At 73.1% G+C, this 24,888-nt stretch carries 33 protein-coding genes and 1 tRNA gene; 23 read left to right on the top strand and 11 right to left on the bottom strand.

Translation table 11 applies throughout. From position 1 onward, the window contains the following. From ABZS51_RS13595 to ABZS51_RS13585, 3 genes are all read right to left on the bottom strand, one after another. On the bottom strand, positions 1 to 645 hold a 645-nt coding region (locus tag ABZS51_RS13595; RefSeq protein WP_355439729.1), incomplete at its 3' end, for a DUF523 and DUF1722 domain-containing protein. Then, a complete protein-coding gene (locus ABZS51_RS13590; RefSeq protein ID WP_310711725.1) occupies positions 642 to 1,118 on the bottom strand; it encodes a sigma-70 family RNA polymerase sigma factor in 477 nt (158 codons plus the stop codon). The genes ABZS51_RS13595 and ABZS51_RS13590, both read right to left, overlap by 4 nt. An 83-nt stretch (positions 1,119 to 1,201) precedes the next feature. Continuing rightward, positions 1,202 to 2,314 carry a MerR family transcriptional regulator gene (locus tag ABZS51_RS13585; protein ID WP_355439726.1) on the bottom strand — a complete coding sequence of 371 codons (1,113 nt, stop codon included), beginning with the start codon at positions 2,312 to 2,314 and terminating at the stop codon, positions 1,202 to 1,204. A gap of 101 nt (positions 2,315 to 2,415) precedes the next feature. Here ABZS51_RS13585 and ABZS51_RS13580 point away from each other — a divergent pair, with 101 nt between their 5' ends. Then, positions 2,416 to 3,372: a GNAT family N-acetyltransferase gene (locus ABZS51_RS13580; RefSeq protein ID WP_355439723.1), complete on the top strand. Its 957-nt coding sequence runs from the start codon at positions 2,416 to 2,418 to the stop codon at positions 3,370 to 3,372. On the opposite strand, the gene ABZS51_RS13575 is transcribed toward ABZS51_RS13580, so the two are convergent. Next, positions 3,309 to 4,358, bottom strand: a complete 1,050-nt coding sequence (locus tag ABZS51_RS13575; protein ID WP_355439721.1) for a YafY family protein — start codon at positions 4,356 to 4,358, stop codon at positions 3,309 to 3,311. The two genes, ABZS51_RS13580 and ABZS51_RS13575, sit on opposite strands and share 64 nt — an antisense overlap. Before the next feature lie 44 nt (positions 4,359 to 4,402). Between ABZS51_RS13575 and ABZS51_RS13570 the strand changes: the two genes are divergently transcribed. Continuing rightward, positions 4,403 to 4,855 (top strand): hypothetical protein, encoded by a 453-nt coding sequence (locus tag ABZS51_RS13570; protein ID WP_355439718.1) that lies wholly within the window; start codon positions 4,403 to 4,405, stop codon positions 4,853 to 4,855. A gap of 7 nt (positions 4,856 to 4,862) precedes the next feature. Here the strand turns inward: ABZS51_RS13570 and ABZS51_RS13565 are convergent, their stop codons facing one another. Further along, on the bottom strand, positions 4,863 to 5,201 hold the full coding sequence (locus tag ABZS51_RS13565) for a hypothetical protein (RefSeq protein ID WP_355439715.1): 339 nt from the start codon (positions 5,199 to 5,201) through the stop codon (positions 4,863 to 4,865). A gap of 49 nt (positions 5,202 to 5,250) precedes the next feature. After that, the gene (gene nhaA / locus ABZS51_RS13560) at positions 5,251 to 7,047 is read right to left on the bottom strand and encodes a Na+/H+ antiporter NhaA (RefSeq protein WP_355439712.1); all 1,797 of its coding nucleotides are present in this window, start codon (positions 7,045 to 7,047) and stop codon (positions 5,251 to 5,253) included. Between the two features lie 188 nt (positions 7,048 to 7,235). Here nhaA and ABZS51_RS13555 point away from each other — a divergent pair, with 188 nt between their 5' ends. Then, a complete protein-coding gene (locus tag ABZS51_RS13555) occupies positions 7,236 to 8,027 on the top strand; it encodes a hypothetical protein (RefSeq protein ID WP_355439709.1) in 792 nt (263 codons plus the stop codon). 15 nt (positions 8,028 to 8,042) lie between these two features. On the opposite strand, the gene ABZS51_RS13550 is transcribed toward ABZS51_RS13555, so the two are convergent. Further along, entirely contained in the window at positions 8,043 to 8,540 is a 498-nt protein-coding gene (locus tag ABZS51_RS13550; RefSeq protein ID WP_355439706.1) for a DUF523 domain-containing protein, read from the bottom strand. Between the two features lie 78 nt (positions 8,541 to 8,618). Here ABZS51_RS13550 and ABZS51_RS13545 point away from each other — a divergent pair, with 78 nt between their 5' ends. The 5 genes from ABZS51_RS13545 to ABZS51_RS13525 all read left to right on the top strand — a co-directional run bounded on the left by ABZS51_RS13545 (position 8,619) and on the right by ABZS51_RS13525 (position 12,337). Beyond that, positions 8,619 to 8,984 (top strand): hypothetical protein, encoded by a 366-nt coding sequence (locus tag ABZS51_RS13545; protein ID WP_310711716.1) that lies wholly within the window; start codon positions 8,619 to 8,621, stop codon positions 8,982 to 8,984. Further along, positions 8,981 to 9,361, top strand: coding sequence for a hypothetical protein (locus ABZS51_RS13540; protein WP_310711715.1), 381 nt, complete (start codon positions 8,981 to 8,983; stop codon positions 9,359 to 9,361). Before ABZS51_RS13545 ends, ABZS51_RS13540 begins: the two co-directional genes overlap by 4 nt. 31 nt (positions 9,362 to 9,392) lie before the next feature. Then, positions 9,393 to 10,055: an SRPBCC family protein gene (locus tag ABZS51_RS13535; RefSeq protein ID WP_355439703.1), complete on the top strand. Its 663-nt coding sequence runs from the start codon at positions 9,393 to 9,395 to the stop codon at positions 10,053 to 10,055. Between the two features lie 126 nt (positions 10,056 to 10,181). After that, positions 10,182 to 11,513 carry an MFS transporter gene (locus ABZS51_RS13530; RefSeq protein ID WP_355439700.1) on the top strand — a complete coding sequence of 444 codons (1,332 nt, stop codon included), beginning with the start codon at positions 10,182 to 10,184 and terminating at the stop codon, positions 11,511 to 11,513. Next, complete coding sequence (locus tag ABZS51_RS13525; protein ID WP_355439697.1) at positions 11,510 to 12,337, top strand: metal-dependent hydrolase; 828 nt, start codon at positions 11,510 to 11,512, stop codon at positions 12,335 to 12,337. The genes ABZS51_RS13530 and ABZS51_RS13525 overlap by 4 nt, the downstream gene beginning before the upstream one ends. A 39-nt stretch (positions 12,338 to 12,376) precedes the next feature. Here the strand turns inward: ABZS51_RS13525 and ABZS51_RS13520 are convergent, their stop codons facing one another. Next, positions 12,377 to 13,159 carry a dienelactone hydrolase family protein gene (locus ABZS51_RS13520; protein ID WP_355439694.1) on the bottom strand — a complete coding sequence of 261 codons (783 nt, stop codon included), beginning with the start codon at positions 13,157 to 13,159 and terminating at the stop codon, positions 12,377 to 12,379. A 69-nt stretch (positions 13,160 to 13,228) separates the two neighbouring features. Here ABZS51_RS13520 and ABZS51_RS13515 point away from each other — a divergent pair, with 69 nt between their 5' ends. The 6 genes from ABZS51_RS13515 (at position 13,229) to ABZS51_RS13490 (ending at position 15,386) form a co-directional block, all read left to right on the top strand. Next, positions 13,229 to 13,648, top strand: coding sequence for a MarR family transcriptional regulator (locus ABZS51_RS13515; RefSeq protein ID WP_310711709.1), 420 nt, complete (start codon positions 13,229 to 13,231; stop codon positions 13,646 to 13,648). Positions 13,649 to 13,789: 141 nt separating this feature from the next. Next, positions 13,790 to 14,005 carry a helix-turn-helix domain-containing protein gene (locus tag ABZS51_RS13510; protein WP_355439738.1) on the top strand — a complete coding sequence of 72 codons (216 nt, stop codon included), beginning with the start codon at positions 13,790 to 13,792 and terminating at the stop codon, positions 14,003 to 14,005. Between the two features lie 4 nt (positions 14,006 to 14,009). After that, complete coding sequence (locus ABZS51_RS13505) at positions 14,010 to 14,612, top strand: Clp protease N-terminal domain-containing protein (RefSeq protein ID WP_355439690.1); 603 nt, start codon at positions 14,010 to 14,012, stop codon at positions 14,610 to 14,612. Positions 14,613 to 14,675: 63 nt separating this feature from the next. Then, positions 14,676 to 14,748 (top strand) — tRNA-Ala (locus ABZS51_RS13500). A 208-nt stretch (positions 14,749 to 14,956) separates the two neighbouring features. Further along, positions 14,957 to 15,160 carry a hypothetical protein gene (locus ABZS51_RS13495; protein WP_355439687.1) on the top strand — a complete coding sequence of 68 codons (204 nt, stop codon included), beginning with the start codon at positions 14,957 to 14,959 and terminating at the stop codon, positions 15,158 to 15,160. 40 nt (positions 15,161 to 15,200) lie between these two features. Beyond that, positions 15,201 to 15,386, top strand: coding sequence for a hypothetical protein (locus ABZS51_RS13490; RefSeq protein ID WP_355439684.1), 186 nt, complete (start codon positions 15,201 to 15,203; stop codon positions 15,384 to 15,386). Positions 15,387 to 15,498: 112 nt separating this feature from the next. Here ABZS51_RS13490 and ABZS51_RS13485 read toward each other — a convergent pair whose 3' ends face one another. From ABZS51_RS13485 to ABZS51_RS13475, 3 genes are all read right to left on the bottom strand, one after another. Then, the gene (locus ABZS51_RS13485; RefSeq protein WP_355439681.1) at positions 15,499 to 16,998 is read right to left on the bottom strand and encodes a serine/threonine-protein kinase; all 1,500 of its coding nucleotides are present in this window, start codon (positions 16,996 to 16,998) and stop codon (positions 15,499 to 15,501) included. A gap of 290 nt (positions 16,999 to 17,288) precedes the next feature. After that, on the bottom strand, positions 17,289 to 18,071 hold the full coding sequence (locus tag ABZS51_RS13480; protein WP_355439679.1) for an SDR family oxidoreductase: 783 nt from the start codon (positions 18,069 to 18,071) through the stop codon (positions 17,289 to 17,291). 82 nt (positions 18,072 to 18,153) lie between these two features. Continuing rightward, positions 18,154 to 18,792 (bottom strand): cadmium resistance transporter, encoded by a 639-nt coding sequence (locus ABZS51_RS13475; RefSeq protein WP_355439676.1) that lies wholly within the window; start codon positions 18,790 to 18,792, stop codon positions 18,154 to 18,156. Between the two features lie 220 nt (positions 18,793 to 19,012). On the opposite strand from ABZS51_RS13475, the gene ABZS51_RS13470 reads away from it, so the two are divergent. From ABZS51_RS13470 to ABZS51_RS13430, 9 genes are read left to right on the top strand one after another with little or no spacing between them, the layout of a single operon-like run. Further along, positions 19,013 to 19,951: a hypothetical protein gene (locus tag ABZS51_RS13470; RefSeq protein ID WP_355439673.1), complete on the top strand. Its 939-nt coding sequence runs from the start codon at positions 19,013 to 19,015 to the stop codon at positions 19,949 to 19,951. Between the two features lie 5 nt (positions 19,952 to 19,956). After that, on the top strand, positions 19,957 to 21,126 hold the full coding sequence (locus ABZS51_RS13465) for an SRPBCC family protein (protein WP_355439670.1): 1,170 nt from the start codon (positions 19,957 to 19,959) through the stop codon (positions 21,124 to 21,126). A gap of 39 nt (positions 21,127 to 21,165) precedes the next feature. Beyond that, positions 21,166 to 21,588: a gas vesicle protein GvpJ gene (gvpJ, locus tag ABZS51_RS13460; protein WP_355439667.1), complete on the top strand. Its 423-nt coding sequence runs from the start codon at positions 21,166 to 21,168 to the stop codon at positions 21,586 to 21,588. Between the two features lie 2 nt (positions 21,589 to 21,590). Continuing rightward, positions 21,591 to 22,382, top strand: coding sequence for a GvpL/GvpF family gas vesicle protein (locus ABZS51_RS13455; protein WP_355439664.1), 792 nt, complete (start codon positions 21,591 to 21,593; stop codon positions 22,380 to 22,382). A 6-nt stretch (positions 22,383 to 22,388) separates the two neighbouring features. Continuing rightward, on the top strand, positions 22,389 to 22,646 hold the full coding sequence (locus ABZS51_RS13450) for a gas vesicle protein GvpG (RefSeq protein ID WP_310711696.1): 258 nt from the start codon (positions 22,389 to 22,391) through the stop codon (positions 22,644 to 22,646). Between the two features lie 4 nt (positions 22,647 to 22,650). Further along, positions 22,651 to 23,160 (top strand): gas vesicle protein GvpO, encoded by a 510-nt coding sequence (gene gvpO / locus ABZS51_RS13445; RefSeq protein WP_355439661.1) that lies wholly within the window; start codon positions 22,651 to 22,653, stop codon positions 23,158 to 23,160. Between the two features lie 2 nt (positions 23,161 to 23,162). Beyond that, positions 23,163 to 23,666 carry a gas vesicle protein GvpJ gene (gene gvpJ / locus ABZS51_RS13440; RefSeq protein ID WP_355439659.1) on the top strand — a complete coding sequence of 168 codons (504 nt, stop codon included), beginning with the start codon at positions 23,163 to 23,165 and terminating at the stop codon, positions 23,664 to 23,666. Beyond that, positions 23,656 to 24,561 carry a GvpL/GvpF family gas vesicle protein gene (locus tag ABZS51_RS13435; protein ID WP_355439656.1) on the top strand — a complete coding sequence of 302 codons (906 nt, stop codon included), beginning with the start codon at positions 23,656 to 23,658 and terminating at the stop codon, positions 24,559 to 24,561. Before gvpJ (ABZS51_RS13440) ends, ABZS51_RS13435 begins: the two co-directional genes overlap by 11 nt. Position 24,562: 1 nt before the next feature. Then, entirely contained in the window at positions 24,563 to 24,886 is a 324-nt protein-coding gene (locus tag ABZS51_RS13430) for a gas vesicle protein (protein WP_355439653.1), read from the top strand. Positions 24,887 to 24,888: the final 2 nt, after the last annotated feature.

Below are 24,888 nucleotides of genomic sequence, written 5' to 3'. Positions count from 1 at the left end.
GGCGCGGGCCACGACGGCGCCCGCGGCGCGGTGGCCCGCCGGGTCGTGGGCGAGCAGCTGCATCTTGTGGCGGGCGTGGAAGGCGACCAGGTCCCGCGTGCGCCAGTCGTCCTCCAGGAGCGCGCGCAGCCGCGCGTGCGCGAAGATCCGCTCCACGAACGCCTCCCGGAGCACGGCGTCGTGCAGCCGGCCCTCGTCCTCCACGGGCAGCAGCGGGTGCGCCTCGACGATGGCCGCGGCGAACACGCCCCGCCGGCGCCGGTCGACCGGCTGCCCCTCCGCGCCCGGGTAGAGCGGGATGCCGTGGATGCCGCAGGTGGGGCTCTTGGACTTGAACACGTAGCCGTCGACGTCGAGGGCGGCGGCCCGGGCCTCGGCCAGGGCCGCCATGCGGCCGGTCAGGTCGGCGCGGGTCCTGCGGGTCATCAGGCGCGGGCCGTCGGGCGAACGCTCCAGGCGGAGCGTCTCGCGCGGGGTGCCGAGGCCCGACTCCATCTCGGGGCAGACCGGCACCCAGTCGACGTACGGGTCGAGCGGGCCGGCCAGGAAGCGGTCGCGGCTGTGGCCGCCGTTGAAGCGCACCAGCTCCCCGATCAGGCAGCTCGACACGGCCAGCCGGGGCCGGACCGGGGCGGGGCCGGTCATGCCGCCTCCAGCAGGGCGGACAGCCGATGCAGGCCGCGGGCGGTCCGGGCCTTGACGGTGCCTAGCGGCACGCGCAGCCGTTCGGAGATCTCGCGCTGGCTCAGGTCGCCGTAGTAGGCGAGGGCGATGGCCTCCCGCTGCGCGGCCGGCAGCTCCGAGAGGGCTCTGCGGACCAGGTCGCGCCGGGCCAGCCCTTCGCTGTCGTCGCGGCCGTCGTCGCCGGCCGGCTCCCCGGCGGCCTCCAGCGGCACGGTGGCCTTGCGGGCGCGCAGATGGTCCACGCCGCGCTTGCGGGCGATGCCCAGCAGCCACGCCTCCAGGCTGCGCGCCGGGTCGTAGCGGTGCCCGGTCAACCAGGCCTCGATGAACACCACCTGCGTCACGTCGTCGATCTCGCCCGGCGGGACCAGGCGGCGCAGGTACGAGCGGACCAGGGGGGCGTGGGTGCGAAAGCAGTCGGCGAGCGGTTCCATGCGCTCCACCCTTCCATCGGATAACCTATTCAAAACTTATTCAACGCGAGTCCGCAGCCGTGAGGCAACCAAGGGCAGGGAGATCAGTGCGCCCGGGCGGCGACGAGCGTGACGGCCTCCTGGAGGGAGGCGGCGCGGGAGACGCGGGGCGGCAGCTCCGGCCCCCACCCGGGGCCTCCGACGACGACGGCCGCGGGCGGGCGCAGGGCCGGCAGGGCGGCCAGCGGGGCGGGATCGCCCGTGGCGGCCAGCTGCGACCAGACGAAGACGACGGCCGGCCCGAGGCGGCGCATCGCGTCGGCCAGCGCGGGATACGGGGTGCGGGCGCCGAGCACGCGCGTGTCCAGCAGGCGGTCGGTGGCGAGCGCGGCGGCCAGCGCGTGGACGGGCAGGCTGTGCTGCTCCTCCTCGGCGCAGGCCAGCAGAACCGGCCGGTCGTTCGCCGGACGGGCGGGGCGGGCGGCCAGGGGGTGCAGGACGGCCAGGAGGCGCTCGGAGAACAGGTGCTCGACGTCGATGCCGCCGCCGGTCTCGGCCTGCCTGCGGCAGATCGTGCCGAACGTGGGCACGACCAGGCGCTCCCAGGTGGCCACGACCCCGAGCCGGGCCAGGGAGGCGGCCAGGCCGGCGGTCACCGTCCGGCCGTCCAGCGCCAGCGCCGCCCTGGCCAGCATCGCGGCGGACGGCACGGGCGCCTCCTCCGAGGGCGGGCGTGCCGGCTCCTCCGCCTGGGACGCCGGGGACGTGTCCGGCCGCTCCACCCGGGACGTCGCGGGAGGGGCGGGGAGGCGGAGCGCCTGGCGGGCGGCGTCGGCCGGGGGGACGCCGGCGTGGACGAGCCGGTTCATCTCCTCAAGGCGGGCCAGGTCGGCCGCGCCGTACCGGCGGTGGCCCCCGGGGCTGCGGCGGCTCGGGCCGATGCCGTAGCGCAGGTTCCACGTGCGCAGGGTGGGCGCGGGCACGCCGAGCCGCCGTGACACGGCGCCGATGCCGTATCCCGGCTCCTCGGCGGCGGGAGCCGAGCCCGTCTCCTCCATGCAGGTGTCCCCGTTCGCGGTCCGATCCGTGACGCTCTGGCTCATTCTTTCGGACCGCGCGCCCCGCGGGTTGCAACCGGCGCCGGGCCGGTCGCCGAGGACCGTGGCGCGGACACCGTCATCGTGCTCCTCCACCGCGACCTGCGGGTCGGCGAGCACGCGGGCCGCGTAACGGAGCCGTAACGGATCTTGGAGTGAGGGCGGCGCGTCTGGAAGGCTGGCGTCATGATCCCGTCCGCGCGCCCAGGGGGAGGGCCCGCATGACGGCCGTCCGAGCTTTCGCCGCAGGGGACGAGGGCGCCCTGGTCGACGCCTGGAACCGGGCCATGCCGGCCGACCCCACCACCCGGAGCTGGTTCCGCGACTGCGTGCTGCTCGACCCCAACTTCGACCCCGAGGGCCTGCGCGTGGCCGTCACGGCCACCGGTGAGGTCGCCGGCTGCGCGTACGCGGTGCGCCGGCTGACGCCGCTCGCGCCCGGCACCGGCCTGGAGCCGGAGACGGGCTGGATCCCGTTCCTGTTCGTGGCGCCGGAGCACCGGGGCGGCGGGCTGGGCCGGCGGCTCCTCGACGAGGCGCTCGCCTTCCTGGCCGCCCGCGACCGCACCCGGGTCGAGTTCGCCTGCTACACGCCCCACTACGTGCTCCCGGGCGCCGACCCCGAGCGCTACCCCGCGGGGTGCGCGCTGCTGCGCGACGCCGGGTTCGAGACGGTCTCCTCGCCGGTGGCGATGGACCGGAGCCTGGCCGGCTACGTCACGCCCGACGTCGTTCGCGCGCTGCGGGAGCGCCGCGAGGGCGAGGGCTACCGCTTCCGCTGTCCTGGCGACGGCGAGCTGCCGGAGCTGATCCGGTTCGCCTCCCGGGAGTTCAGCCCCGAGTGGGGCGAGGCGATCAGGCGGCTCGGGGACCCGGCGCGGCTGCTCGTGGCCGTGCGGGAGCGCGTCGTCGGGTTCGCCGCGTACGGGGCGTACCGGGGGATCGCCGAGCGGTTCGGGCCGTTCGGCGTGGACCCCTCCGAGCGGGGGACCGGGATCGGCGCGATCCTCCTCCACGGGGCGATGACCATGATGCGGGCCGAGGGGCTGCACGCGTCGTGGTTCCTGTGGACCGGACAGACGGGGCCCGCGGCCCGGTTGTACGTGAAGGCGGGCTACGAGGTCACGCGGCGCTTCCACGTGATGCGCCGCTCAGCCGGGGCCGTCCAGGACGGCTGACCGTCCGCGGAGGACGCGTACCGGCGGGTGAGGGCCCGCGCGACGGCCGCGACCGCGTGGCGCAGCTCCGGCGGCGACAGGATCTCCACGTCCAGGCCCAGCCGCAGGAGCTCGCCCGTCGCGTGCTCCACCGACTCGATGGGCACCGTCACCCGTGTCCAGCCCTCCTCGTCCGGCGACCCCGCCGTGGCTCTCGCCGCCTCCACCACGCCCGGGGTCATCAGGTCGGCCAGGCGCTCCAGCCCGCGCGGCGACAGCCGGACCACGGCTTCGCCGCGCCGCAGCCGGGCCTCGAACTCCGCCCGGTACGCCTCCCAGTGCGCCGCCAGGTCGAATCCCGGCGGCCGGGTGAAGCGCTCCTCGTGCAGCGGGTGCAGCTCCAGGATCTGCGACACCCGGTACGTGCGCACCTGTCCCTCCGAGCGGGCCACCACGTACCACCTGCCGGCCTTGACCACCAGCCCGTACGGCTCCAGCCGCCGCTCCACTTCCTGCGGCGCCTTCCAGCGGCGGTACCTGACCTGGAGCGCGTGCTCGTCCCACACGGCGGCGGCCACGGCCGGCAGGTGGGTGACCGGCTCCGCGTCTCGGTACCACGAGGGCGCGTCGAGCAGGAACCGCTCCTGGATCCGCCCGGCCCGGTCCCGCAGCTCGACGGGCAGCGCGGCCATGAGCTTGAGCTGCGCGGCCGTCACCACCGCCCCCAGTCCCAGCTCGGCCGCCGGGCCCGGCAGCCCGGCCAGGAACAGCGACTCCGCCTCGTCGGCCGTCAGCCCGGTCAGCCTGGTCCGGTAGCCGTCGAGCAGCCGGTAGCCGCCGCTCGGGCCGGCGTCGCCGTACAGGGGGATGCCGGCGGCGTGCAGCGACTCGACGTCGCGGTAGATCGTGCGCACGGACACCTCCAACCGCTCGGCGAGCTCCCGCGCGGTCATGAGGCCGCGCGTCTGCAGGAGCAGCAGGATCGAGACGAGCCGGGAAGCGCGCATTCGCTGACACTACCTGTCAGTGACCCACCCCTATCGTCGCCCGCATGAACGACTTCGACTTCCTCATCGGCACCTGGAACGTCCACAACCGCAGGCTCGTCAGCCGGCTCACCGGAAGCGACGAGTGGGAGGAGTTCGCGGGCCGGTCCACGTGCACGAGGCACTTCGACGGCGCCGCGAACGTCGACGAGATCGTCTTTCCCGCCAAGGGATTCTCCGGGCTGACCGTGCGCGTCTGCGACCCGGCCACGCGGGAGTGGTCGATCTACTGGGCCGGCAGCACCGGGGGAGCGCTCGGCCTGCCGCCCATGGTGGGCCGGTTCGAGGGCGGCCGGGGCGAGTTCTACGCCGACGACGCGCACGAGGGCCGGCCGGTGCGCTGCCGGTTCATCTGGACGGTCGGCGGCTCGGACTCCTGCCGCTGGGAGCAGGCGTTCTCGGTGGACGGCGAGCGCACCTGGGAGACCAACTGGACGATGGATTTCACCCGGGCCTGAGCCCCGGCTACGTCTGGCTGCCGGCCCAGAGGATCACGAGGATGGCGACGGTGGCCAGCACCAGCAGGGTCCCGCCCACCACGAGCACCCAGCGCAGACCGGGCGAGCGGGCGGGCTCGGCCTCGTACACGGGCACGTCGGGCAGCATGTCCGGCGTGTACGGCAGGCGGCGCGTGCCCGAGTCCTCCAGGAGCGACGGGTGCGGCGTGTGCCGGGGCGGATCGTCGGGGGCCGGGGTCTCGTCGGGGGACGGAGGCTGGGCGGGGGACGGAGGCTGGGCGGGGACGGGGATGTGCATGGTCCTGCGGGCGTCCGGGTCGTCCGGAAGGGGGCGGTCGGCGGTCATCGTGGCTCCTGACCGTGAAGGCGGTGGGCGGTGCGTGGCGGGGTGTCGTTCAGACGGACTGTTCCTGTTCTTCCACCGCACGCGTGATCGACACCAGATCCAGGCCACCTTGGTAGCGGACGCCGTTGACGAACAGCGTCGGTGTGCCCCGCACGCCGCTCGCCCGGCCTGACTGCTCGTCCCTGGCGACCCGCGCGGCCTGTCCGGGCACGTCCGGCCACGGCTCCACGTCCATCTCGGCGGCGTGGCGGACCAGGTCGGCCTCCGTCAGGAACCGCTGGTTGCCGAAGAGCACGTCGTGCATCTCCCAGAACTTCCCCTCGCGCGCCGCCGCCTCGGACACCAGCGCGGCCGACATGGCCCTCGGGTGCAGGGTGCGCAGCGGGAAGTGCCGGAACACCAGGCGGACGTCGGGGTGCCTGCTGAGCAGCTCGTCCAGGATCGGCTCCAGCCGGCCGCAGTACGGGCACTCGAAGTCGCCGTACTCGACGATCGTGACCTTGGCGTCCGCCGGGCCGCGCACGTGGTCGTCCGGCCCCACCGGCTCCGACAGCAGCACGGGCAGCTCCTCCTCCGGCTCCGCCTCGGGCGGCGCGCACACGCCGCCCCGGTCCCACGCCAGCCGGAAGGCGATCCAGCCGGTCAGCGCCGACAGCAGCGACCCGGCGAGGATGCCGATCTTGGCCTGGGCCTGCACGGCGGGGTCGTCGAAGGCCAGGTCCACGATGAACAGCGACACCGTGAACCCGATGCCCGACACCGCCGCCCCGCCGAGGAGCTGGCCCCACACCAGGTTGCCCGGCAGCATCCCCCAGCCGAAGCGCAGCGGCAGCCACGTGCCGAGCGAGATCCCGGCGAACTTGCCGAGCAGCAGCCCGGCGGCCACGCCGATGGAGATGGGCGAGGTGGCGGCCTGGCGCAGCGTGTCGCCGTCGAGCGCGACGCCGGCGTTGGCCAGCGCGAACAGCGGCACGATCACGTAGCTGCTCCACGGGTGGAGCTGCAGCTGCAGCCGCTCGTTCACCGACACGGCCGCGCGCACCCGGCGGGTCGCCTCGCGGGCGGCGCGGGCGTTGGGGTCGCTGGTGAGCCCCTGCACGGCCTCTCCGGCGGCCAGCAGCTTGTACTCGCTCGGCGCGTACACGAACACGAGGACGCCGAGCGCGATGCCGACCAGCGTCGGGTGGACGCCGCTCTCCAGCGTGGCCACCCACACGCCGAACCCGAGCAGGATGTAGGCCGGCGCGCGCCAGATCCGCAGCCGCCGCAGCGTCATGATGGCCGCCAACAGCACCGCCGCGACGATCAGGGACGGCACCGACAGGTCGCGGGTGTAGAAGACGGCGATGATGATGATCGCCAGCACGTCGTCCACGATCGCCAGCGTCAGCAGGAACGCGCGCAGCGGCTCGGGGCAGCGGGCTCCCACCACGGCCAGCAGCCCGAGCACGAACGCCGTGTCGGTGGCGATCGGCACGCCCCAGCCGCCGGCGCCCGGCCCGCCCGCGTTGAGCGCGAGGTAGACGGCCGCCGGCACGATCATGCCGCCGAACGCCGCCACGGCGGGGACGGCCAGCAGCCGCCGGTCCCGGAGCTGCCCGAGCCGCACCTCGTAGGAGGCCTCCAGGCCGATGAGGAAGAAGAACACCGCCATCAGGCCGTCGTTGACCCAGTGACGCAGGTCGAGGGAGAAGTCGGCGTCCCCGAAGGACAGGCCCATCGGGGTGTGCCAGAACGTCTCGTAGGTGCCGCTCCACGGCGAGTTCGCCCACAACAGGGCGAGCAGGGTCGCGCCGAGCAGCACGCTCGTGCTCCCCGCCTCGGTCTTGAAGAACGCCCGCAACATCCTGAACCCCCCAGTGGTCCGATGATAGGGGGGGTGTCCGTGTGCTCCCGAGCGCGGTCGCACGACAGGACCGCACCGTCAATTCGACACGTCCCAAATGTGGCCACCGAAATGGCGCCGGGCAATGGTCGGAATTTCCGGAGAATCGGCTTGCCCGCTACATGATCTTGGCCCTATTGTCGCGCCTCATGAGATTACGCATGACCGCCATGGTCGCCGCCCTCGTTTCGCTCCCGCTGACCGGCACGGCCGCCGCCGCTGCCGGTTATCCCGCCGGTTATCCCGTCAAAGGCGACGGGCTGACCGCCAGCCCCCTTTACGACAAAGGCGCGCTGCCTGCCGTGAAGTGCGAGGAGAAGCCGGTCAAGGCCCGCAACCGCGCCTCCGTCCGGGCCTACGTCGACGGCGTCGTCGGATGTCTCGACGCCACCTGGGAACAGCACCTCACCGCCGCCGGGCTGCCCTTCAAGAAGGTGCGGGTGAAGCATTACACCCGCATTCCGAAGAACTACTGCCGAATGGACGTCGGCAAGGAGCAGTCGATGGCGTTGTACTGCTCCAGAACCAGTACCATCGCCTTCCAGATCGGCAAGGACTGGCTGGACAATCCGTACGACCTGTGGCTCGCCGACATGACCGCCGGCATGTACGCCTATCACGTACAGAATCTGGTCGGTATTCAGGAGGCGCTGGACAAGGAGCCGTACCGCAACAAGGCGGAGCTGGCGGAGCAGGTGCGCCGGGCGAGCCTGCAGAGCTCCTGCCTGGCGACGGCGTTCCTGAAGAGCGTGTGGCCGCTGGACCGCCGCACCAAGCGCGACTGGAACGACCTGCTCTCGCTCGTGCAGGGCGACAAGGCCGGTGAGCCGCGCTACTACGGCAAGACCGGGACCATCAAGGCGTGGATGCGGCGCGGGTACGCCCAGGGCGACCCGGGGGCGTGCAACACCTGGACGGCGTCGGCCGCGCAGGTCTCCTGATCGGGGTCTCGTTGCTCAGGCGGGTTCGAGGGTGGCCAGGTAGGCGGCGGCCTCGGCGATCCGGTTCTCGGTGAAGACGCGGACCCCGTTGGCCTCCAGCAGCGCCGTGGTGACGCCCTGCCCGGGTGTGCGCCTGCCCTGGAAGGTGCCGTCGTAGATCGCCAGTGCGCCGCACGACGGGCTGCCCTCCTTCAGCACCGCCAGCCGTACCCCGGAGGAGCGGGCCACGGCCAGCGCCGACCGCGCGCCCCGCAGGAAGTGCGCGGTCACGTCGGACCCGTCCGCGGCCAGCACGCGAGCGGCGCCCGCCAGCACGGCGGCGCCGCCCGCGCCCGCCTCGATCTCGGCGGCGGGACGCGGCGTCGGCAGGCCGCCCTCGACCTCGGGGCAGAACGGCACCAGCCGCCCCTCCTCGCGCCACCCGGCCAGCCGGGCGTCGGAGCTCGTCCTGGCCCCGCCGTCGTAGCGCACTCTCCGGCCCATCAGGCACGCGCTGACCAGGATCCTCTCCATGTCTTCGATCCTAAGCCGCGTCTCCGGCGTCGCCCGCCCGTCCGGGGGCGAGGGGGGTGGGCGATAGCCTTTTCCGCGATGAACACCACCGTGGCCACGATCGTCATCGCCGGCTCGCTGCTGCTCGCGCTGGCGAGCCTGATCACCGCGATCCGCGACCGGCCCATGGGCATGGTCCTGCTCGTCGGCTTCGCCGTGCTGGAGGTCGCCGTGCTGGTGCAGGCGGGCATCGTGATCGCGGCCGTCGCCGGGGGCGAGGGCGCGCACGTGTCCAAGGGCACGCTGTTCGGCTACCTCGCGGGCGAGGCGGTCATCCCGCCCGCCGGGGTGTTCCTGGCGCTGGCCGAGCGCAGCCGGTGGGGGCCGGGGATCCTGACCGTGGCCGGGTTCGCCATCGCGGTGATGACCGCGCGACTGCTGCAGATCTGGCAGGGCGGGCCATGACGTCCCCCTCGATCGGCACCGGCCCCGGCCGGGCGCTGCTGGCGGTCTACGGGCTGTTCGCGCTCGCCGCGGGCGCGCGGGCCGCCGTGCAGATCCTCACCCGCTTCGGAGAGGCGCCGCTGGCGTACTCGCTGTCGGCCTTCGCCGCGCTCGTCTACATCCTGCTCACCGTGGCGCTGGCCCGCGGCGCGCGCCGGCTGGCGCTGGCGGCGCTGTTCGTGGAGCTGGCCGGGGTGCTGGTCATCGGCACGGCGAGCGTGCTCGACCCGGCAGCCTTCCCGGAGGCGACGGTGTGGTCGGTGTACGGCAAGGGCTACCTGTTCATTCCGCTCGTGCTCCCCCTCGTCGGCCTCTACTGGTTGCTGCGCAGGCGTTAACGCCGGCCCCGTAAGGGCAGGGGCGGACACCATGAGCACGATCGAACACTCGGTAGACGTCAACGTTCCTGTCAGGGTCGCCTACGACCAGTGGACGCAGTTCGAGAGTTTCCCCGAATTCATGGAAGGGGTCGAGTCGGTCAAACAGCTCACGGACACGCGCACCGCGTGGATCACCGAGATCGCCGGGGTGCGGCGCGAGTTCGAGGCCGAGATCTCCGAGCAGCACCCGGACGAGCGCATCGCCTGGCACTCGGTGGACAAGCCCCGGCAGGCCGGGGTGGTGACCTTCCACCGGCTCGACGAGAACACCACGCGGGTCACGCTCCAGATGGAGTACGACCCCGAGGGCTTCCTGGAGACGGCCGCTGACTGGCTGCAGATCGTCCGCATGCGCGTCCGCAACGACGTCCAGCGGTTCAAGGAGTTCATCGAGTCGCGCGGCGGGGCGACCGGCGCGTGGCGCGGCGACGTTCCAGGCCCGCACCAGCACGGCTCCGGCCTCGACACCGGCGGCTCCATGCCGCCCCGCTCCGGCGACCCCATGCCGCCCGGCTCGGGCGAGCCCGTGCCGCCGGGCAGCGTCGGCGGCAGCGACTACCCGCCCGGCACCGGCACCGGCCCCACGCTTCCGCCGCCCGGCCCGCTGGGGACGCACGACGACCCGCCGCAGCCGCCGCGCCCGGTCCTGTAACGGCGCGCTCTGACAGGACACTCCCTCCGATCACAAAGCCCCCGGGACCGGGGGCTTTGTCATGTGTCAGGAATAAATGCCGGTTTTGGGGCTGTTAAGATTGCCATTCGTCCCATGATTAGATGAGTGGAGGATCTCCCCCACATGACCGTGCTCGCCGAGCTCCGAAGCGAGTCCCGCGGCAGGACCGGCCCCCTCGCCTGGCTCCTGGTGCTGGGCATCGTCCTCGCGGCCCTCAATCTGCGCACCGCCGTCACCAGCGTCGGGCCGCTGCTCGACCAGCTCGCCCAGGGCCTCGGCATGAGCAGCGTCGGCACCGCCCTGCTCACCACGCTACCCGTGCTCGCCTTCGCGACGGTCGGGGCGGTCACGCCCTCCCTGTCCAGGCGGCTGGGCGAGCACCGGCTGCTGCTGCTCGCCCTCGTCACCCTCGGCGTGGGCCTGCTGGTCAGGTCGCTGGTCGGCTCGGCGCCGGTGTTCCTGCTGAGCAGCGCGGTGGCGCTGTCCGGCGGGGCCGTGGGCAACGTCCTCATCCCCACCCTGATCAAGCGCCACTTCCCGGCCCGCACCGGCGTCATGACCACCGTCTACACGACCGCGCTCGCCGCCGGCACCATGCTGGCCGCGGCGGCCACCGTGCCGATCGAGCGCGCGTCGGGCGACTGGCACATCGCGCTCGGCGTGTGGGCGGCCCTGGCGGCCGTGGCCACCCTGCCGTGGCTGGCCCTGCTGCGCAGCGACCCGGCCCGCCGCCGGACACCCGGGAGCGCGGCGGGGGACGCGTCCGGCGACACGCAGGACGGCGTCGCGCCTGAGGCCGCGGCGCCCGTCTCGGGGCTGCGTCAGCTCGCCCACAGCCGGCTGGCCTGGATGGTCGCCGTCTACTTCGGCACCCAGTCGATGATCGCGTACATCATGTTCGGCTGGCTGCCCACGATCCTCACCGACGGCGGCTACAGCACCGGCGAGGCCGGGTTCGTCCTCGGGGTCTTCACCGCCCTGAACATCCCCGTCTCCATCCTCATCCCCGTGGTCGCCTCGCGCTTCCGCGACCAGCGGCCCGTGGTGGTCGGGCTCGTCGCGGCGTACGCGGCCGGCTTCCTCGGGCTGTGGCTCGCGCCCGTCTCCACCGCCATGGTGTGGGTGGTGCTCATCGCGCTCGGCATGGGGTCGTTCCCGCTGGCGCTCATGATGCTCGGCCTGCGCACCCGCAGCGCCGAGGCCACGGCAGCGCTGTCCGCGTTCGGGCAGAGCGCCGGCTACCTCATGGCCGGCGCGGGGCCGCTCGCCGTCGGCCTGCTGCACGACCTGACCGGCGGGTGGACGCTGCCGTACGCGATGCTCTTCGTGGTGCTGGCCGCGCAGCTCGTCACCGGCCTGTACGCGGGACGGCGCCGCTACATCGAGGACGAGCGGCGGGAGCGCGTGACCGCGGAGCCTGCGACAATCCAGGGGTGAACTCCACCGTCGTCACCTTCCCCGAGGGCCGGGTCACCGGCCGATCCGAGATCGTCGGGACCGTGCCGGTGGGGGAGCGGCACGGTCTCGTCGTGTCCGAGACCCCGTTCCACCCGCTCGACCACACCTGGCCCGACCAGCCCGCCGACCGCGGCACGATCGGCGGGCTGCCGGTCGTCGACTGCGTGACCGGCGCCTGGTCGGAAGGCCGGCTCCACCTCGGCGAGGACATCCCCGCGCGGCGTGGCGCCGAGGGCTGGCAGTGGCTCGTCGTGCACGTCACCGACACCCCGCTGCCGGTGGGCGAGAGCGTCGACCTGGCCGTGGACCCCGCCCACCGCGCGGCCCTGTCGGCCGGGCACACCGCCTGCCACCTGGCCGCCCTGGCCCTGAACGCCGCCCTGGCCGGCCGCTGGCGCAAGGAGCCGGCCCTGGACGGGCTCGGCCACCCCGACTTCGACAAGACGGCGATCACCTCCTCGCGCATCTCGCCCGGCGCCAGCCTCGACGTGTACCGGCTGGGCAAGTCGTTGCGCAAGAAGGGCTTCACGGCCGACGGCCTGGACGCCGGCCTCGCCGAGGTGGCCGCCGCCGTCGACGACCGCCTCAAGGCGTGGACGGCGGCCGACGCGCCCGTACGGCTGGACGTGCCCGGGCCGGAGCTGACCGCCCGCCGCACCTGGCACTGCGCGCTGCCCGAGGGCGAGGCGTCGATCCCGTGCGGCGGCACGCACGTGTCGCGCACGTCAGAGCTGGGGACCGTCACGGTCGAGCTGGCCCTGGAGGAGGCCACCCTGACCATGCGCACCACCGTGACCCGCTGAGCCGTTCGCGCACGGCCGGCCGGCGCTTCCGAGGCGCGCTCAGACGGCGGCCAGGAAGTCCAGCACCCTCCTCCAGGCGTCCGCGCTGGCCGCCTCGTGCGCGCCGTGCCCGCTCGGCGCGGTGTGCGTGGCGTGCTCGCTGGGCGCGGTGTGCGCGGCGTCGAAGAAGCCGTGCGGCGCGCCCGGATAGGTGACCAGCTCGTGCCGCACCCCGGCGGCCGCGAGCGCCTGCCCGAACTCCGCCACCTGCTCGGCGGGGATGCCCTCGTCCGCGCCGCCGAACAGGCCGAGGACCGGCGCCGACAGCTCGGCGGCGTGCTGGGTGGGGCCCGGCCCGTACGGCCCCGCGATGCCCGGCGCGCCGTAGAAACCGATCACCCCGGCGAACCCGAACCGGGGCGCGGAGGCGAGGAACGCGTTGCGCCCGCCCATGCAGAAGCCCAGCGCCACCGCCGGTCGGCCGAGCCGGTCGGCCGCGGCCATGATGTCGGCCTGGATGGTGTCCCTGCCCAGCCTGGTGACGTGCTCCATGATCGGGAAGGCTTCGCCGCGGTCGTCGTCCGCCGCCGTGCGCCCGTAGTAGTCGATGGCGACGGCCGGGTGGCCCTGCTCCGCCAGCCGTACGGCCAGGTGCTTGTAGAACCCGTGCAGGCCCCGCACGTCGGGCAGGACGACGACGCCCGCGCCGCGCACGTCGTCGGGACGGGCCTCGTAGGCGGCGAACGTCGCACCGTCCGCCGAGGTCAGGCGGAGCGACCGGGCGCGGGTGCCGGTGACGGGGGGAGTGAAGGCGGGCGGGGCGGCCTCGGGGTCGTAGCACATGGCTCAGGAATTTACCAAAGCCAGGTTGATAAATCCAGGCTTGGCGTCGGTGGCACTAGCCTTGGGCTCGTGCTAGCGAAGGACCTCCGGATCGCCGTCGGCCGCCTGGCGCGGCGCATCCGCCAGCTCTACACCAACGGGGCGGACGACGACGTGTCGTTCAGCGAGCTCGCCGTGCTGGCGCGGCTGGACCGGGAAGGGGCGCTCACCTCGGCCCGGCTGGCCGCGCTGGAGCGCATCACCGCCCAGGCCATCGGCACGATCCTCGGCGGGCTGCACCGGCGCGGGCTCGTGGCGCGCGACCCCGATCCCGAGGACGGCCGCCGGGTGATCTCCTCGATCACCGGCAAGGGCCAGGCCGCGCTCGTCAGCCGCGACCTGGTCATCACCGAGCGCCTCGCCGCCGCCGTCGACACCCTCACCCCCGAGGAGCGCGAACGCCTGGCGGCCGCGCTGCCGATCCTGGCCGTCCTGGCGGACCGCCTCTGAGTTCGCGCGGCCCGTCTCCGGGTCGCCGTGGCGCGCCTCGTCCGGTGTCAGCATGTGGTGACAAACACTGCCGTGTCAGCATATGCTGACGCCGTGACCGTACCCACGACCGTACCCACGACCGGGCCCGGGCCCGTTCCGGTGGACGCCGCAGACCTGGCCCGTGCCGCGGCCGGCCCCGACCCCGGCGTGGGGCTCGCGGCGGTCGCCGCCCTCCGGACCCTGCTGGAGGAGCTGGAGGCGGCGCACGTGTCGCACGCCCGCGACCGCGGCTGGTCCTGGGAGCGGATCGCCGACGCGCTCGGCGTGAAGCGGCAGACGGTCCACCGCAAGCACGCCCGCAGACTCGGGAGGTAGAACGATGCCGCAATCGCCCGGCAGGACGCCCGACGCGACGCCCGGCGGGCCGGCCGCGTCCGTCGTGCGCCATGGCTTCGCCCGGTTCACCCGGCCCGCGCGCCGAGCCGTGGCCACGGCCGGCACGATCGCGCTCGACGCGGGCCACCCGGCGCTGACCACCGGCGTCCTGCTGCTCGCCCTCGCCGAGACCCGCCCCTTCGACCTCACCTCGTTCACCGCCACGCGCGAGGAGATCGGCTCCCGCGTCGACACGGGCCCGGACGCGCGGGCGCTGCTCGCCACGCTCGGCATCGACCTCGACGAGGTGCGCCGCCGCACCCGCGCGAGCGCCGGCGACCCGGACCGGTGGCGGCTCACGCGCTCACCGCTGCGGCCCCTGAGAATGACGCTGCACGGGCCGCTGGGCTCCGTCCCGCTGGCGGGCCACATGCGCAAGGTCGTGGAGGTCGCCCGCCGGCGGTCCGGCCCGGTGACGGGCGAGAGCCTGCTGTGGGGCCTGCTGGCCGACGGCGGCAACGGCACGGCGGCGATCCTGCGCTCCGCCGGGGTGGACGTGTGCGGGCTCGTCCGTGAGCTCGGCATGCCGATCCGGCGAGCGGCCTAGCGTCCGGTTCGCCGTGGGTGGCACGGGGACGGCGGGATCTCCGATACACTTGCCATGAATCAAGGGGCTATGGCGCAGTTGGTAGCGCGCCTCCATGGCATGGAGGAGGTCTGGGGTTCGAATCCCCATAGCTCCACTGCGACAATGCGGCGGCATCCGTTACGGGTGTCGCCGTTTCGCTGTGCAGGACGCCATTGCGGCGCTGCGCGCTCAGGGCCCCAGGCGTTCATTCCAGTCGTGCCGGAGCCGTGACCCCTGAAGGGTGAGACACTGTGGCACATCGTGGTACGGCCGCATGTCATTGAGCCATGGATGCTCCGAAGCCCCGTCCGACCGAGGTGAGCGTGCGCCAGTTCGTCAACGACTCCGGTAGCGTCACACGCGGCCCGCGCGAGGGAAAGCGCTTCATTCTGACCATCAACGGCGAGCCGCTCGCCGAAGTAGAGCCGATCAGGCGCCGCCGCTTCGTTCCCACAGCCGAGGCACAGGCCGTCTTCGCCACCGCCCCGGCTGTCGACTGGGACGAGGTGCGGATCTGGACACGGTGATCGATGACGAGCTGCGCGATCCGTTCGACGGGACCGGCCTGTGATCGGGTATGAGCGAGGCGTTCTCGACACCGACATCGTGGCCGCCTTCAAGCTCTTCGACCCCGCCGGACTGCCCTGCGCCACCGATGATCCGGTCAAGCGTGCGGGGTCGCGGTGCCCCAGCATGCTGAAGCGGCATTCGGTGTTCTGCTGCCGTACGACGCCGAAGCGGCTCGGCTTGTGAACGTGATCGGCGTGACGCGACCGTACGGCGCGACCGGCTGACCGCAAGGGTCCCGTTTGTCGCCCGCGACTCAGGGCATTCGTTGAGGGCTCCGGAACGGGTGAGAACGGGACTATCGGTACTTCTCGACAGCCGCCGCGACGAGTTCGGCCGACCGATCGGCGATGGTGTGACCGGGCCGTGGGGCGTAGACGTCGATGGTCACCAAGACGTTCGTCACGCGCAGCACTGTCCGCGTTTGGTAGCCCGGGAGCCCGAAGGGTCGCGGTTGGGTATAGCTGTACGCCTCGTCGCCGGCGTCCGGCCCGTTGCGGAGCTTGGTTCCCGCGTTGCGCCTGGGTTCCTCCTTCATGAACTTGACCGACTGCTTGTAGGAGAACCCGGCCGTCGACGCGCTGGGCAGACGGAACGCCGTGACGCTCAGGGTGGCACCGTCCGCCCGGCCCCACTTGCAAGCGGAGGCGCTGAGGAACTGCCGCTTCGTCGAAGCGTCGAACAGCGAGCGCGTCTGCTTGCTGGTCAGCAGGTCGCACGCCTCGAAATCGCGGGAGATCAGCGGCGTGGCCACCGCCGACGGGCCGGCCGACGGGCTCGACGTCGGTGCCGCGGAGTAGGTGGATCGGGGCGTGAGCACGTAGCCGAGTAAGCGGACGGTGTTCGGGAACAGCAGCGGCACGACCACTATCGCCGCCGCCACGGTCAGCACCACCGCGAGCACGGCGCCCACGACGATCTGGGGGCGGACGCGCCGGGACGAGCGTCCCGGCATGGTCCGCTTCCGTGGGCGGGTCGGGCCGGTCGCGGTGTCGCCCCGCGAGACGGCGTCCAGCCAGCCGGCCGCCTCGTCGGAGGAGCAGCGGCGTGCCGGGTCCTTCTCCAGGATCGCGCTCAGGACGGGAGCGAGCGGGCCGGCCAGCCGGAAGGGGGCGGGTTCCTGCATGAGCACGGCTGCCAGCGCCGCGGCCTGGTTCGGGCGGGCGAACGGCGGGCTGCCCTCCACCGCCGTGAAGAGCGTGGCGCCGAGGGACCACAGGTCGGCGAGCGGGCCCTCGGCCTCGCCGCGCAGGCGCTCCGGGGCGATGTAGCCGGGCGAGCCGGTCAGCATCCCCGTCTGTGTGAGCCCGTTGTCTCCGACGATGGTCGCGATGCCGAAGTCCGTCAGCAGCACCCGCCCGTCGTCGGTGAGCATGACGTTGGCGGGTTTGACGTCCCTGTGCAGGATGCCCGAGGTGTGGGCGGCCGTGAGGGCGTCGATCATCCGCAGCCCGATCGCGGCCACCTGGTGCGGCGGCAGCGGGCCGTCGTCGCGAACAGCCCGATCGAGGGAGCGCCCGCGGACCAGCTCCATGACGATCCACGGCCGTCCTCCGTCGAGGACCACGTCGTGCACCGTGACGATGGACGCGTGGGAGCGCAGCGTCGCCGCGGCGCGCGCCTCGCGGAGCGTGCGTTCGGTCAGCTCGGCCCGTGACGCCTCGTCGAGGTCGGGCGGGAGCCGCACCTCCTTGATGGCCACCTCCTGCCGGAGGAGCTCGTCCATCGCCCGCCAGACTGTGCCCATGCCGCCCTGGCCGAGCTGCGACAGCAGCCGATAACGGCCTGCGAGCAGCATCACCGCGCCCTTGCCGACGTCCCGGACTCTCCGACCATTCCCAGCCTCCTGGCGATCTCGGCGCGAGCTCTACGGCATGACGTGCCACCGGCGGGTCCCGGTGATTGATCTATCATGCACGTTGCGCAGCACCTCTGTGACGCAGCAGCAGCGACTGCTCCGCGGCCCGAAGGTCGCCGGGCGCACATCTCGGTCCGCCCATGGCGGCGGCCTTCGCCATGGCCTGCGCGATCATCCGCTTTGATCCGTTCGTCACGCATGCCGGCGCGAGAACGGGCCGCGATCCGGAGTCACACGGTCCTGAGCATCCCGCCGTCGACGAAGTACGCCGAGCCGACCGAGTAGCTCGCCCGGTCCGAGCACAGGAAGACGATGAAGCTCGCCACCTCCTCCGGCGCGGCGAAGCGCCGGATGGGCGCGTGCTCCCGGGCGACGTCGTCGAGGTGGCTCCGCCAGTCGTCGCCGCTGAGCTCCTTGGCCGTCTTCACCCAGTCGGGGGTGAGGACGAGGCCGGGGTTGACGCAGTTGACCCGGATGCCGTCGCCGACGACCTCCGTGGCCAGCACCTTGGAGAACATCATGAGGGCGGCCTTGGTCACGTTGTAGATCGGCTCGTACCACAGCGGCTGGACCGCGCAGATCGACGCGTTGTGCAGGATGACGCCGCCGCCGCGCCGCCGCATGCCGGGGACGAGCCCGCGGGCCAGCCGGACGGCCGCCATGACGTGGAGGTCCCAGTACGCCTGCCACTTCTCGTCGGGGGCCTCGACGATGGTCTCGTTCGAGCCGGCGCCCGCGTTGTTGACCAGGATGTCGGCGCCTCCGAAGCCCTCCTCGGCCACCGACGTCAGCGCGGCCGTGCCCCCCGGCGTCGCCACGTCGCAGACGACGGGCACCACGCGCACGCCGTGTGTCTCGGCGACGGCGCGTGCCTCCTGTTCGAGGCGGGCGGCGCCGCGTGCCGCGAGGACGAGATGCGCGCCCTCGGCCGCCAGGCCCCGCGCCACGGCGAGGCCGATCCCCGAGCTGCCGCCGGTGACGACGGCGACCTTGCCGGCCAGACCCAGCTCCACGAGACCTCCCAGGACGCGTCTCTCCGTGGCGCCGTTCGTACCCGGCTGGGGGAGGAGGATGCCGGTGCCGCGAGCGGCGGTCTCAGGCGAAGGGCGGGAGGCGGGTGAGGACGCCCGAGCCGAGCACGATGAGGGCGCCGACGGCCATGAACACCACCGGGACGATCCAGTGGCCGTACCGCTCGACGACCCCGATGACCTGGCGATGCGACCCCAGCCAGGAGCCCGCCAGGCACCACAGGGCGACGCCGGCGGCGAACACGGCGATCGTCACCAGCGAGGCGACCGGGCCGATCGTGCGGAACACCGGCGTGTAGACCGACAGGTTGTCCGCGCCGTTGGCGATGGTCACCCCGGCCACCGGCAGCACACCGGACGCGACGGCCGGCACGCCCGCCGCCGAGGGGGCGCCGTCCCCGCCGTCCGGGTGCTTGCGGGAACGTAAGGCCGCGACCAGGCCGCGGACACCGAGGGCGAGGGGCAGGAGGCCGAGCAGGCCGACCCAGGCGTCCGGGATGATCGTCAGGCCGAGCGCCGCGATCACCGACAGGGCCACCAGCGTCGCGATCCCGGTGTACTGGCCGGCCCAGATCTGCCACGGGTGCGGCACCCCGCCCGCACGGGACGACAGGAACAGCACGGTCAGGACGATGAGGTCGTCCACGTTCGTGCCGGCGAACATGCCGGCGGCCGTGACCACAGTCCCCGCGATGCCCTCCATGTCGGCTGAACCTACCGCCAAAGCGGCCGATCCGGCGGCCCGGATGACGCGGCTCCGGGGGCTGTTTAAACGCCTGGGTGCACGAGCGTCAAGTCTGACCGTTTTATGCCTGTAAGTGTTTCTTTGTCCATTTGTCGGGCACCGGATGGGCAGGCTGGCACGGGTCAGCCGCGGTGCCGGAAGGGATGCCGGACGGACGCCGGAAGAAGGAGCGCATGCCATGAAGGACACGGCCAGAGTGGCGATGGCTCTCGCCGCGGGCTACTACCTCGGTCGGCGTCACAAGCTGCGCTTGGCGACTCTCCTGACGGCTATCGGGATCGCCAAGCGGTTGCGCAAGGAAGGCGACGAGGGCGTCGGCGGGCTGCTGCAACAAGGGGCGAAGCTGCTCGGCGGCTCTCCCCAGATCGAAGACATCACCAACCGGCTCCGGGGCGAGCTGCTGGAGGTCGCCAAGGCGGCCGCCGTGGCGGCGGCCGGCAAGCAGGTGGACAACATCACCTCGAAGCTGCACGACCGCGCCGAGGGGCTGCGGCATCCGGAACGTCCCGATGGCCGGCGCGCCTCCGGCGAAGGCGAGGAAGGCGAGGAAGGCCGAGAGGACGAGGAGTACGAGGGCGAAGAGGACGAGTACGAGGACGAGGGCGAGGGCGAGGAGTCCGGCGAGGACGAGGACCGGGGTGAAGAGGACGAGGAGGAAGAGGAGGAGCCTGAGGAGCGGCCCCGCGCGCGGGGCGGACGTGTCCGCGCCCAGGGCTCGACCGGCGGGTCGCCCGTGAGCAGGGCCGCGGGGGCCGGGGCCTCCGGGGCCAGGTCCGCGGTCGGCAGGGCGTCCGGGGCGGCCTCCAAGCCGTCGGCGTCCAGGTCCACGGCGACGAAGTCCTCGACTGCCAAGCCGTCCACGTCCAGGTCGTCCGGTGTGAAGTCGTCCGCTTCCAGGTCGACCGGCTCCAAGGCGTCCGGCTCCAAGGCGTCCGGGTCGTCAGCGGCCAAGTCCTCGGGAGGCAGGTCCTCCGGAGGGTCCGGGGGCGACGGCGAGACGAGCGCCCGGCCGGTCCGGCGCAGGGCGGGGTCCGGCGGAGAGGGATCGCAGGGTGAGGAGCGGTCCGGTACGAGGGGCGGGCGCTCCTCGACGACGACAGGCAAGGCGCGGAGGTGAGCCAGGTGGCTGACGTATCGAAGGCCGACGAGGCCGCCCCGGACCTGGAAGGCCCGAAGGACGAGCTGGTATCGGCTCTGCAGGACCTCGCCATGGCACTGGCGGAGCGCGCCATGGGCTCCATCACCGACAAGCTGGGGGGGCTGACGGGGCGGCTCACCGACGTCGCCGAAGGCGGCGGTGAGGGGCTGCTCGGGGCGATCACCGGCAAGGGCGGCGGGTTCTCGCCCGGCAAGATGCTGCTGTCCGGGGCGACGAAGGCCATCGGCAGCGCCCTCACCGGCGGCAAGAAGGGCGGCAAGGGCAAAGGCGGCAAGAAGCTCAAGCTCACCAACATCGTCGAGGCGATCGACATCGGTGCGCCCATCCGCGTCGTCTACAACCAGTGGACGCAGTTCCAGGACTTCCCGAGCTTCACGAAGAAGGTCGAGTCCGTCAACCAGGAGTCCGAGGAGAAGCTCACCTGGAAGGCGCAGGTCTTCTGGTCCCACCGGGCCTGGAAGTCCTCGATCCAGGAGCAGGTCCCCGATGACCGCATCATCTGGCGGTCGGAGGGGGCCAAGGGCTACGTCGACGGTGCCGTGACGTTCCACGAGCTCACCCCGAACCTGACCCGCGTCATCGTCATCCTCGAATACCACCCTCAAGGGCTGTTCGAGCATACGGGCAACATCTGGCGGGCGCAGGGCAGGCGGGCGCGGCTGGAGATCAAGCACTTCGCCCGGCACGTCATGACGCACGTCATGCTGCACCCCGACGAGCTGTCGGAGGACGGCGGCTGGCGCGGCGAGATCCACGAGGGCAAGGTCACCAAGGACGACGAGACCGCCCGGCAGGAGGAGCGCGACCAGGAGGAGCAGGGCCAGGAAGAGGAAGGCGCAGAGGAAGAGGGCGCCGAGGAGCAGCCGCAGGACCAGGGCGAGCCCGAGGAGGGCGAGGAGCCCGAAGAAGGCGAGGAGGGCGAAGAGCCCGAGGAGCCCGAGGACGAGTACGAGGGCGAAGAGGGCGAAGAAGAGGAGGGCGAAGAGGAAGAGGAGCCCGAGGAGCCCCAGGACGAGGGCGCCGAGGAGGAGCCCGAAGGCCGGGCCGACGAGGAAGAGGAAGAAGAGGAAGAGGAGCCGCCCCCCGCGCGGCGACCGGCCCGCCGCAGGGCGGCGACCGCCGGCCGCAGGTGAGGGCGCGGGAGCGATGGCTGAGGATCGAGGGGTGAGCGTATGACTGTGCAGCCCGCGGGAGGCGGAGGCGGGATAGCCCAGCGCCCCTCCGCGTCCGGCCTGGCGGACGTGATCGACACCATCCTGGACAAGGGCCTGGTGATCGACGCGTATGTGCGGGTCTCCCTGGTGGGGATCGAGCTGCTGACCATCGACGCGCGGATCGTGGTGGCGAGCGTGGACACCTACCTGCGCTTCGCCGAGGCCGTGAACCGGCTGGACCTCGCGGAGCAGGGCGGCCAGGGGCTGCCCGAGCTCATGCACGACATCAAGCAGAACAAGATCGCCGACACGGGCAAGGGCGCGGCGCAGGGTGTCCTGGAGGCTGCCGCGGAGAAGCTCGACGACTTCGTCGGCGGTTCCGGTGACGAGGAAGAGAGCGAGCCGCGGCCGAGCCGCCGGCGGCGCAGAGGGGAGGACTGACCATGACCACCACCGGCAGGGAGGACGAGCGGAGCTCCTCGTCCGAGGTGGGAGTGGGCGTCTACCTCTACGGGATCGTGCCGGCCGACGTGCAGGTGTCGGACGAGGCGCGCGGGGTGGGCGACCCGTCCGCCGCGGTCGGTCTCGTACGGCACGGCGAGGTCGGCGCGCTGGTCAGCGAGCTGGCCCTCGACCGCCCGCTGGGAACGCCCGACGACCTCATGGCACACGAGCGGCTGCTCGACGCCACCGCGGCCGAGGTGCCGGTGCTGCCCATCCGCTTCGGCGCCGTCATGACCAGCTCCGAGGCGGTCGTGGAGGAGCTGCTGGCCCCGCACCACGACGACTTCCGCTCGGCGCTGGAGGAGCTGGACGGCCGCGCCCAGTACGTGGTCAAGGCCCGCTACGTCGAGCAGGCCGTCCTCAGGGAGGTCCTCGAGGAGGAGCCCGCGGTGGCGGAGCTGCGCGAGCAGATCCGGAGTTTGCCCGAGGACGCCAGCCGCGAGGCGCGCATCCAGCTCGGAGAGATCGTCAACCAGGCCGTCGGCGCCAAGCGCGAGGCCGACACGCAGGCACTCCTGGAGGCGCTCGCGCCGGTCTCCGTGCTCACGTCCGTACGGGAGCCCACGCACGAGCAGGATGCCGCGCACATCGCGCTGCTCGTGGAGCTGGACCGGCAGGACGACCTGGAGGAGGCCCTGGAGGGGTTCGCCTCGCGGTGGGAGGGCCGGGTCCAGATCCGGCTGCTCGGGCCGCTGGCTCCGTACGACTTCATCGTCACGCCGGCGGGGTGACGGCGCATGGGCCTGCTCAGCCTCCTGTTCGGCTGGCCGCTGGCGCCGGTCAAAGGGGTGATCCGGCTCGGTGAGCTGATTCAGGAGCAGGTCGAGCGTGAGATGAGCGACCCCGCGGCGGTGCGGCGCGAGCTGGAGGAGATCGAACGGGCCGCGGCGGAGGGCCTCATCTCCGAGGAGGAGCAGGAGGAGCGGATGCGCGAGGTCCTGCAGAGGATGATCGGCCCGCCCACCGGAATCGACCCCGGAGAAGGCAGGAGGTGATCGCGTGCCGGCCAGGCGACGCGGCCGCGCCGACGACACGTTCGAGCGCGAGCGGGACGATCTCTCATCGGACGACACCGACGCCGGTGCGGCGGACAGAGGCGAGGACGAGGACGCCGAGTACGAGGAGTACGAGGACGAAGCGGCCGATGACGACGAGCCGGCCGACGAGGACGAAGGGGACTACGAGGAGGAGGACGAGGGGGAGTACGAGGACGAGGGCGGCGACGGCTACGAGGAGGAGCCGCGGCGGCTGTCCGCGGCGACCGCCGGTGAGACGGGGCTGCGGCACATCGCCGGGCTGACGGCCCGCGAGCCCGAGGGGGTCACGCTGGTCAAGCCGGGGGACAACGGCTGGACCGTGGACGTCGAGGTGGTGGAGGACCGCCGGATCCCGTCGTCGGGCGACATCCTCGCGTTGTACGAGGCCGAGCTGGACGCGGAGGGCGACCTGCTCTCCTACCGGAGGCTGCGCCGCTACCGGCGTGGCAGCGGTGACAGCGAGAGGGGCTGATCGTGGAGCCAGCGCGGACGGGACCGATCGGGCGCCAGGCCTACCCTTCGTCGGCCTCCGGCGGCCGCGAGCCGACCAACCTGGGCGACATCCTGGAGCGCGTCCTCGACCGGGGCGTGATCATCGCCGGTGACATCCGGGTCAACCTCCTCGACATCGAGCTGCTGACGATCAAGCTGCGGCTGATCATCGCGTCGGTGGACACGGCTCGCGAGATGGGCATCGACTGGTGGGAGCACGACCCGTGGCTCAGCGGCAAGGACCGCGGCCTGCAGGAGGAGAACCGCCGGCTGCGCGACCGGGTCGCCGAGCTGGAGGACGGCTACCCGCCGGACCGCCGGGGCGGGCGCGAGGTGGACGAGGGCCGCTCCCGCGGCGCCGTCGAGCAGGAGCCCGGGGAGGGCCGCTCCCGCCGCCGTTCCGTGGAGCGGGGGGCGGGCGAGGGCCGCCCGCGCCGCCGTGCCGTGCGGGCCGAGGAAGCCGAGGAGGACGACCGTGGCCGCTGACCCGGGCTCGGGCACGTACCTCTACGCCGTCGCCGCGGAGGAGCCCGCTCACGCCGGCCGCGACGACGTGCCTTCGCGCGAGCAGGCGGCCCCGGCGGGCGCCGGTGCGCTTCCGCGAGGCATCGCGGACGGCGAGGTGCGGACGATCGGTGGGGCCGGTCTCGTGGCGTACGTGAGCACCGTGCCGCTCGACCAGTTCGGCGAGGAGCCGCTGCGGCGCTCCATGGAGGACCTGGACTGGCTGGAGGAGACCGCGCGCGCCCACCACCGCGTCGTCGAGGCGGTGGCGTTGCGGGCGCCGGTCGTTCCCGTGCGCCTGGTCACCGTCTACAGCGAGGACGCGCAGGTGCGGACCCTGCTGGCCGAGCGGCGCGACGACTTCGCGCGGGCGCTCGGCCGCGTCGCCGGGCGGCAGGAGTGGGGCGTGAAGGTGTACGCCTCGCCGGGGGAGCGGCCCGGGCCGGAGGGGGAGGCGCGCGGCGCGGAGGCCGGCGGCGCGGAGACGGGCGGCGGGGAGACGCGGAAGGAGACGGAGCGGCCCGGGACGGCGTACCTGAAGCGGCGGCAGCAGCACATGCGCAGCCGCGAGGAGGCGTGGCGGCAGGCCGGCGCGCGGGCCGAGCGCGTCCACGGCGCCCTCAGCTCCATCGCCGTCGCGAGCCGCCGCCACCGAGCGCAGGATCCGCAGCTCTCCGGCCGCGAGGAGTCGATGGTGCTGAACGGGGCCTACCTGGTCGAACAGGACCGGGGCGAGGAGTTCACGCGGGCCGTTGAGGAGCTGCGCGGGGACGGCGGCGACATCCAGCTCACCGGCCCGTGGGCGCCGTACTCGTTCATCACGCTGGACGACGACGGTGTGCAGGACGACGACGGCGCGCGGCGAGAGGAGGTCTGACGTGGCGTTCAAGGAGACACGGGGATCCGTGCTCGCCTCCGAGGGGCGGCTGCCGCCCGAACGGGTGGCCCTCGTGGACCTGCTGGACCGGCTGCTGGCCGGCGGCGTCGTGGTCAGCGGAGACCTGGTGCTGTCGATCGCGGACATCGACCTCGTCCGCATCTCGATCCGGGCGGTCGTCGCGTCGATCCGCGAGTCCGAGCCGCTCCGCGTGCTGGAACCGGTCCGCCGGCCCGGCCGCGAGGACGAACCGGTCAGGGGGCACGGGGCGCCGCCCATCCAGGGGTACGCGGAGCGCGTGGGGGAGGACGAGCCGGAGGAATGAGC

Origin of the sequence: Nonomuraea sp. NPDC005501 (assembly GCF_040605905.1) — a bacterium.
Classification (GTDB): Bacteria; Actinomycetota; Actinomycetes; order Streptosporangiales; family Streptosporangiaceae; genus Nonomuraea.
The sequence above is the reverse complement of the archived record's forward strand: the minus strand, read 5'-3'. Positions and strand labels throughout refer to the sequence as shown.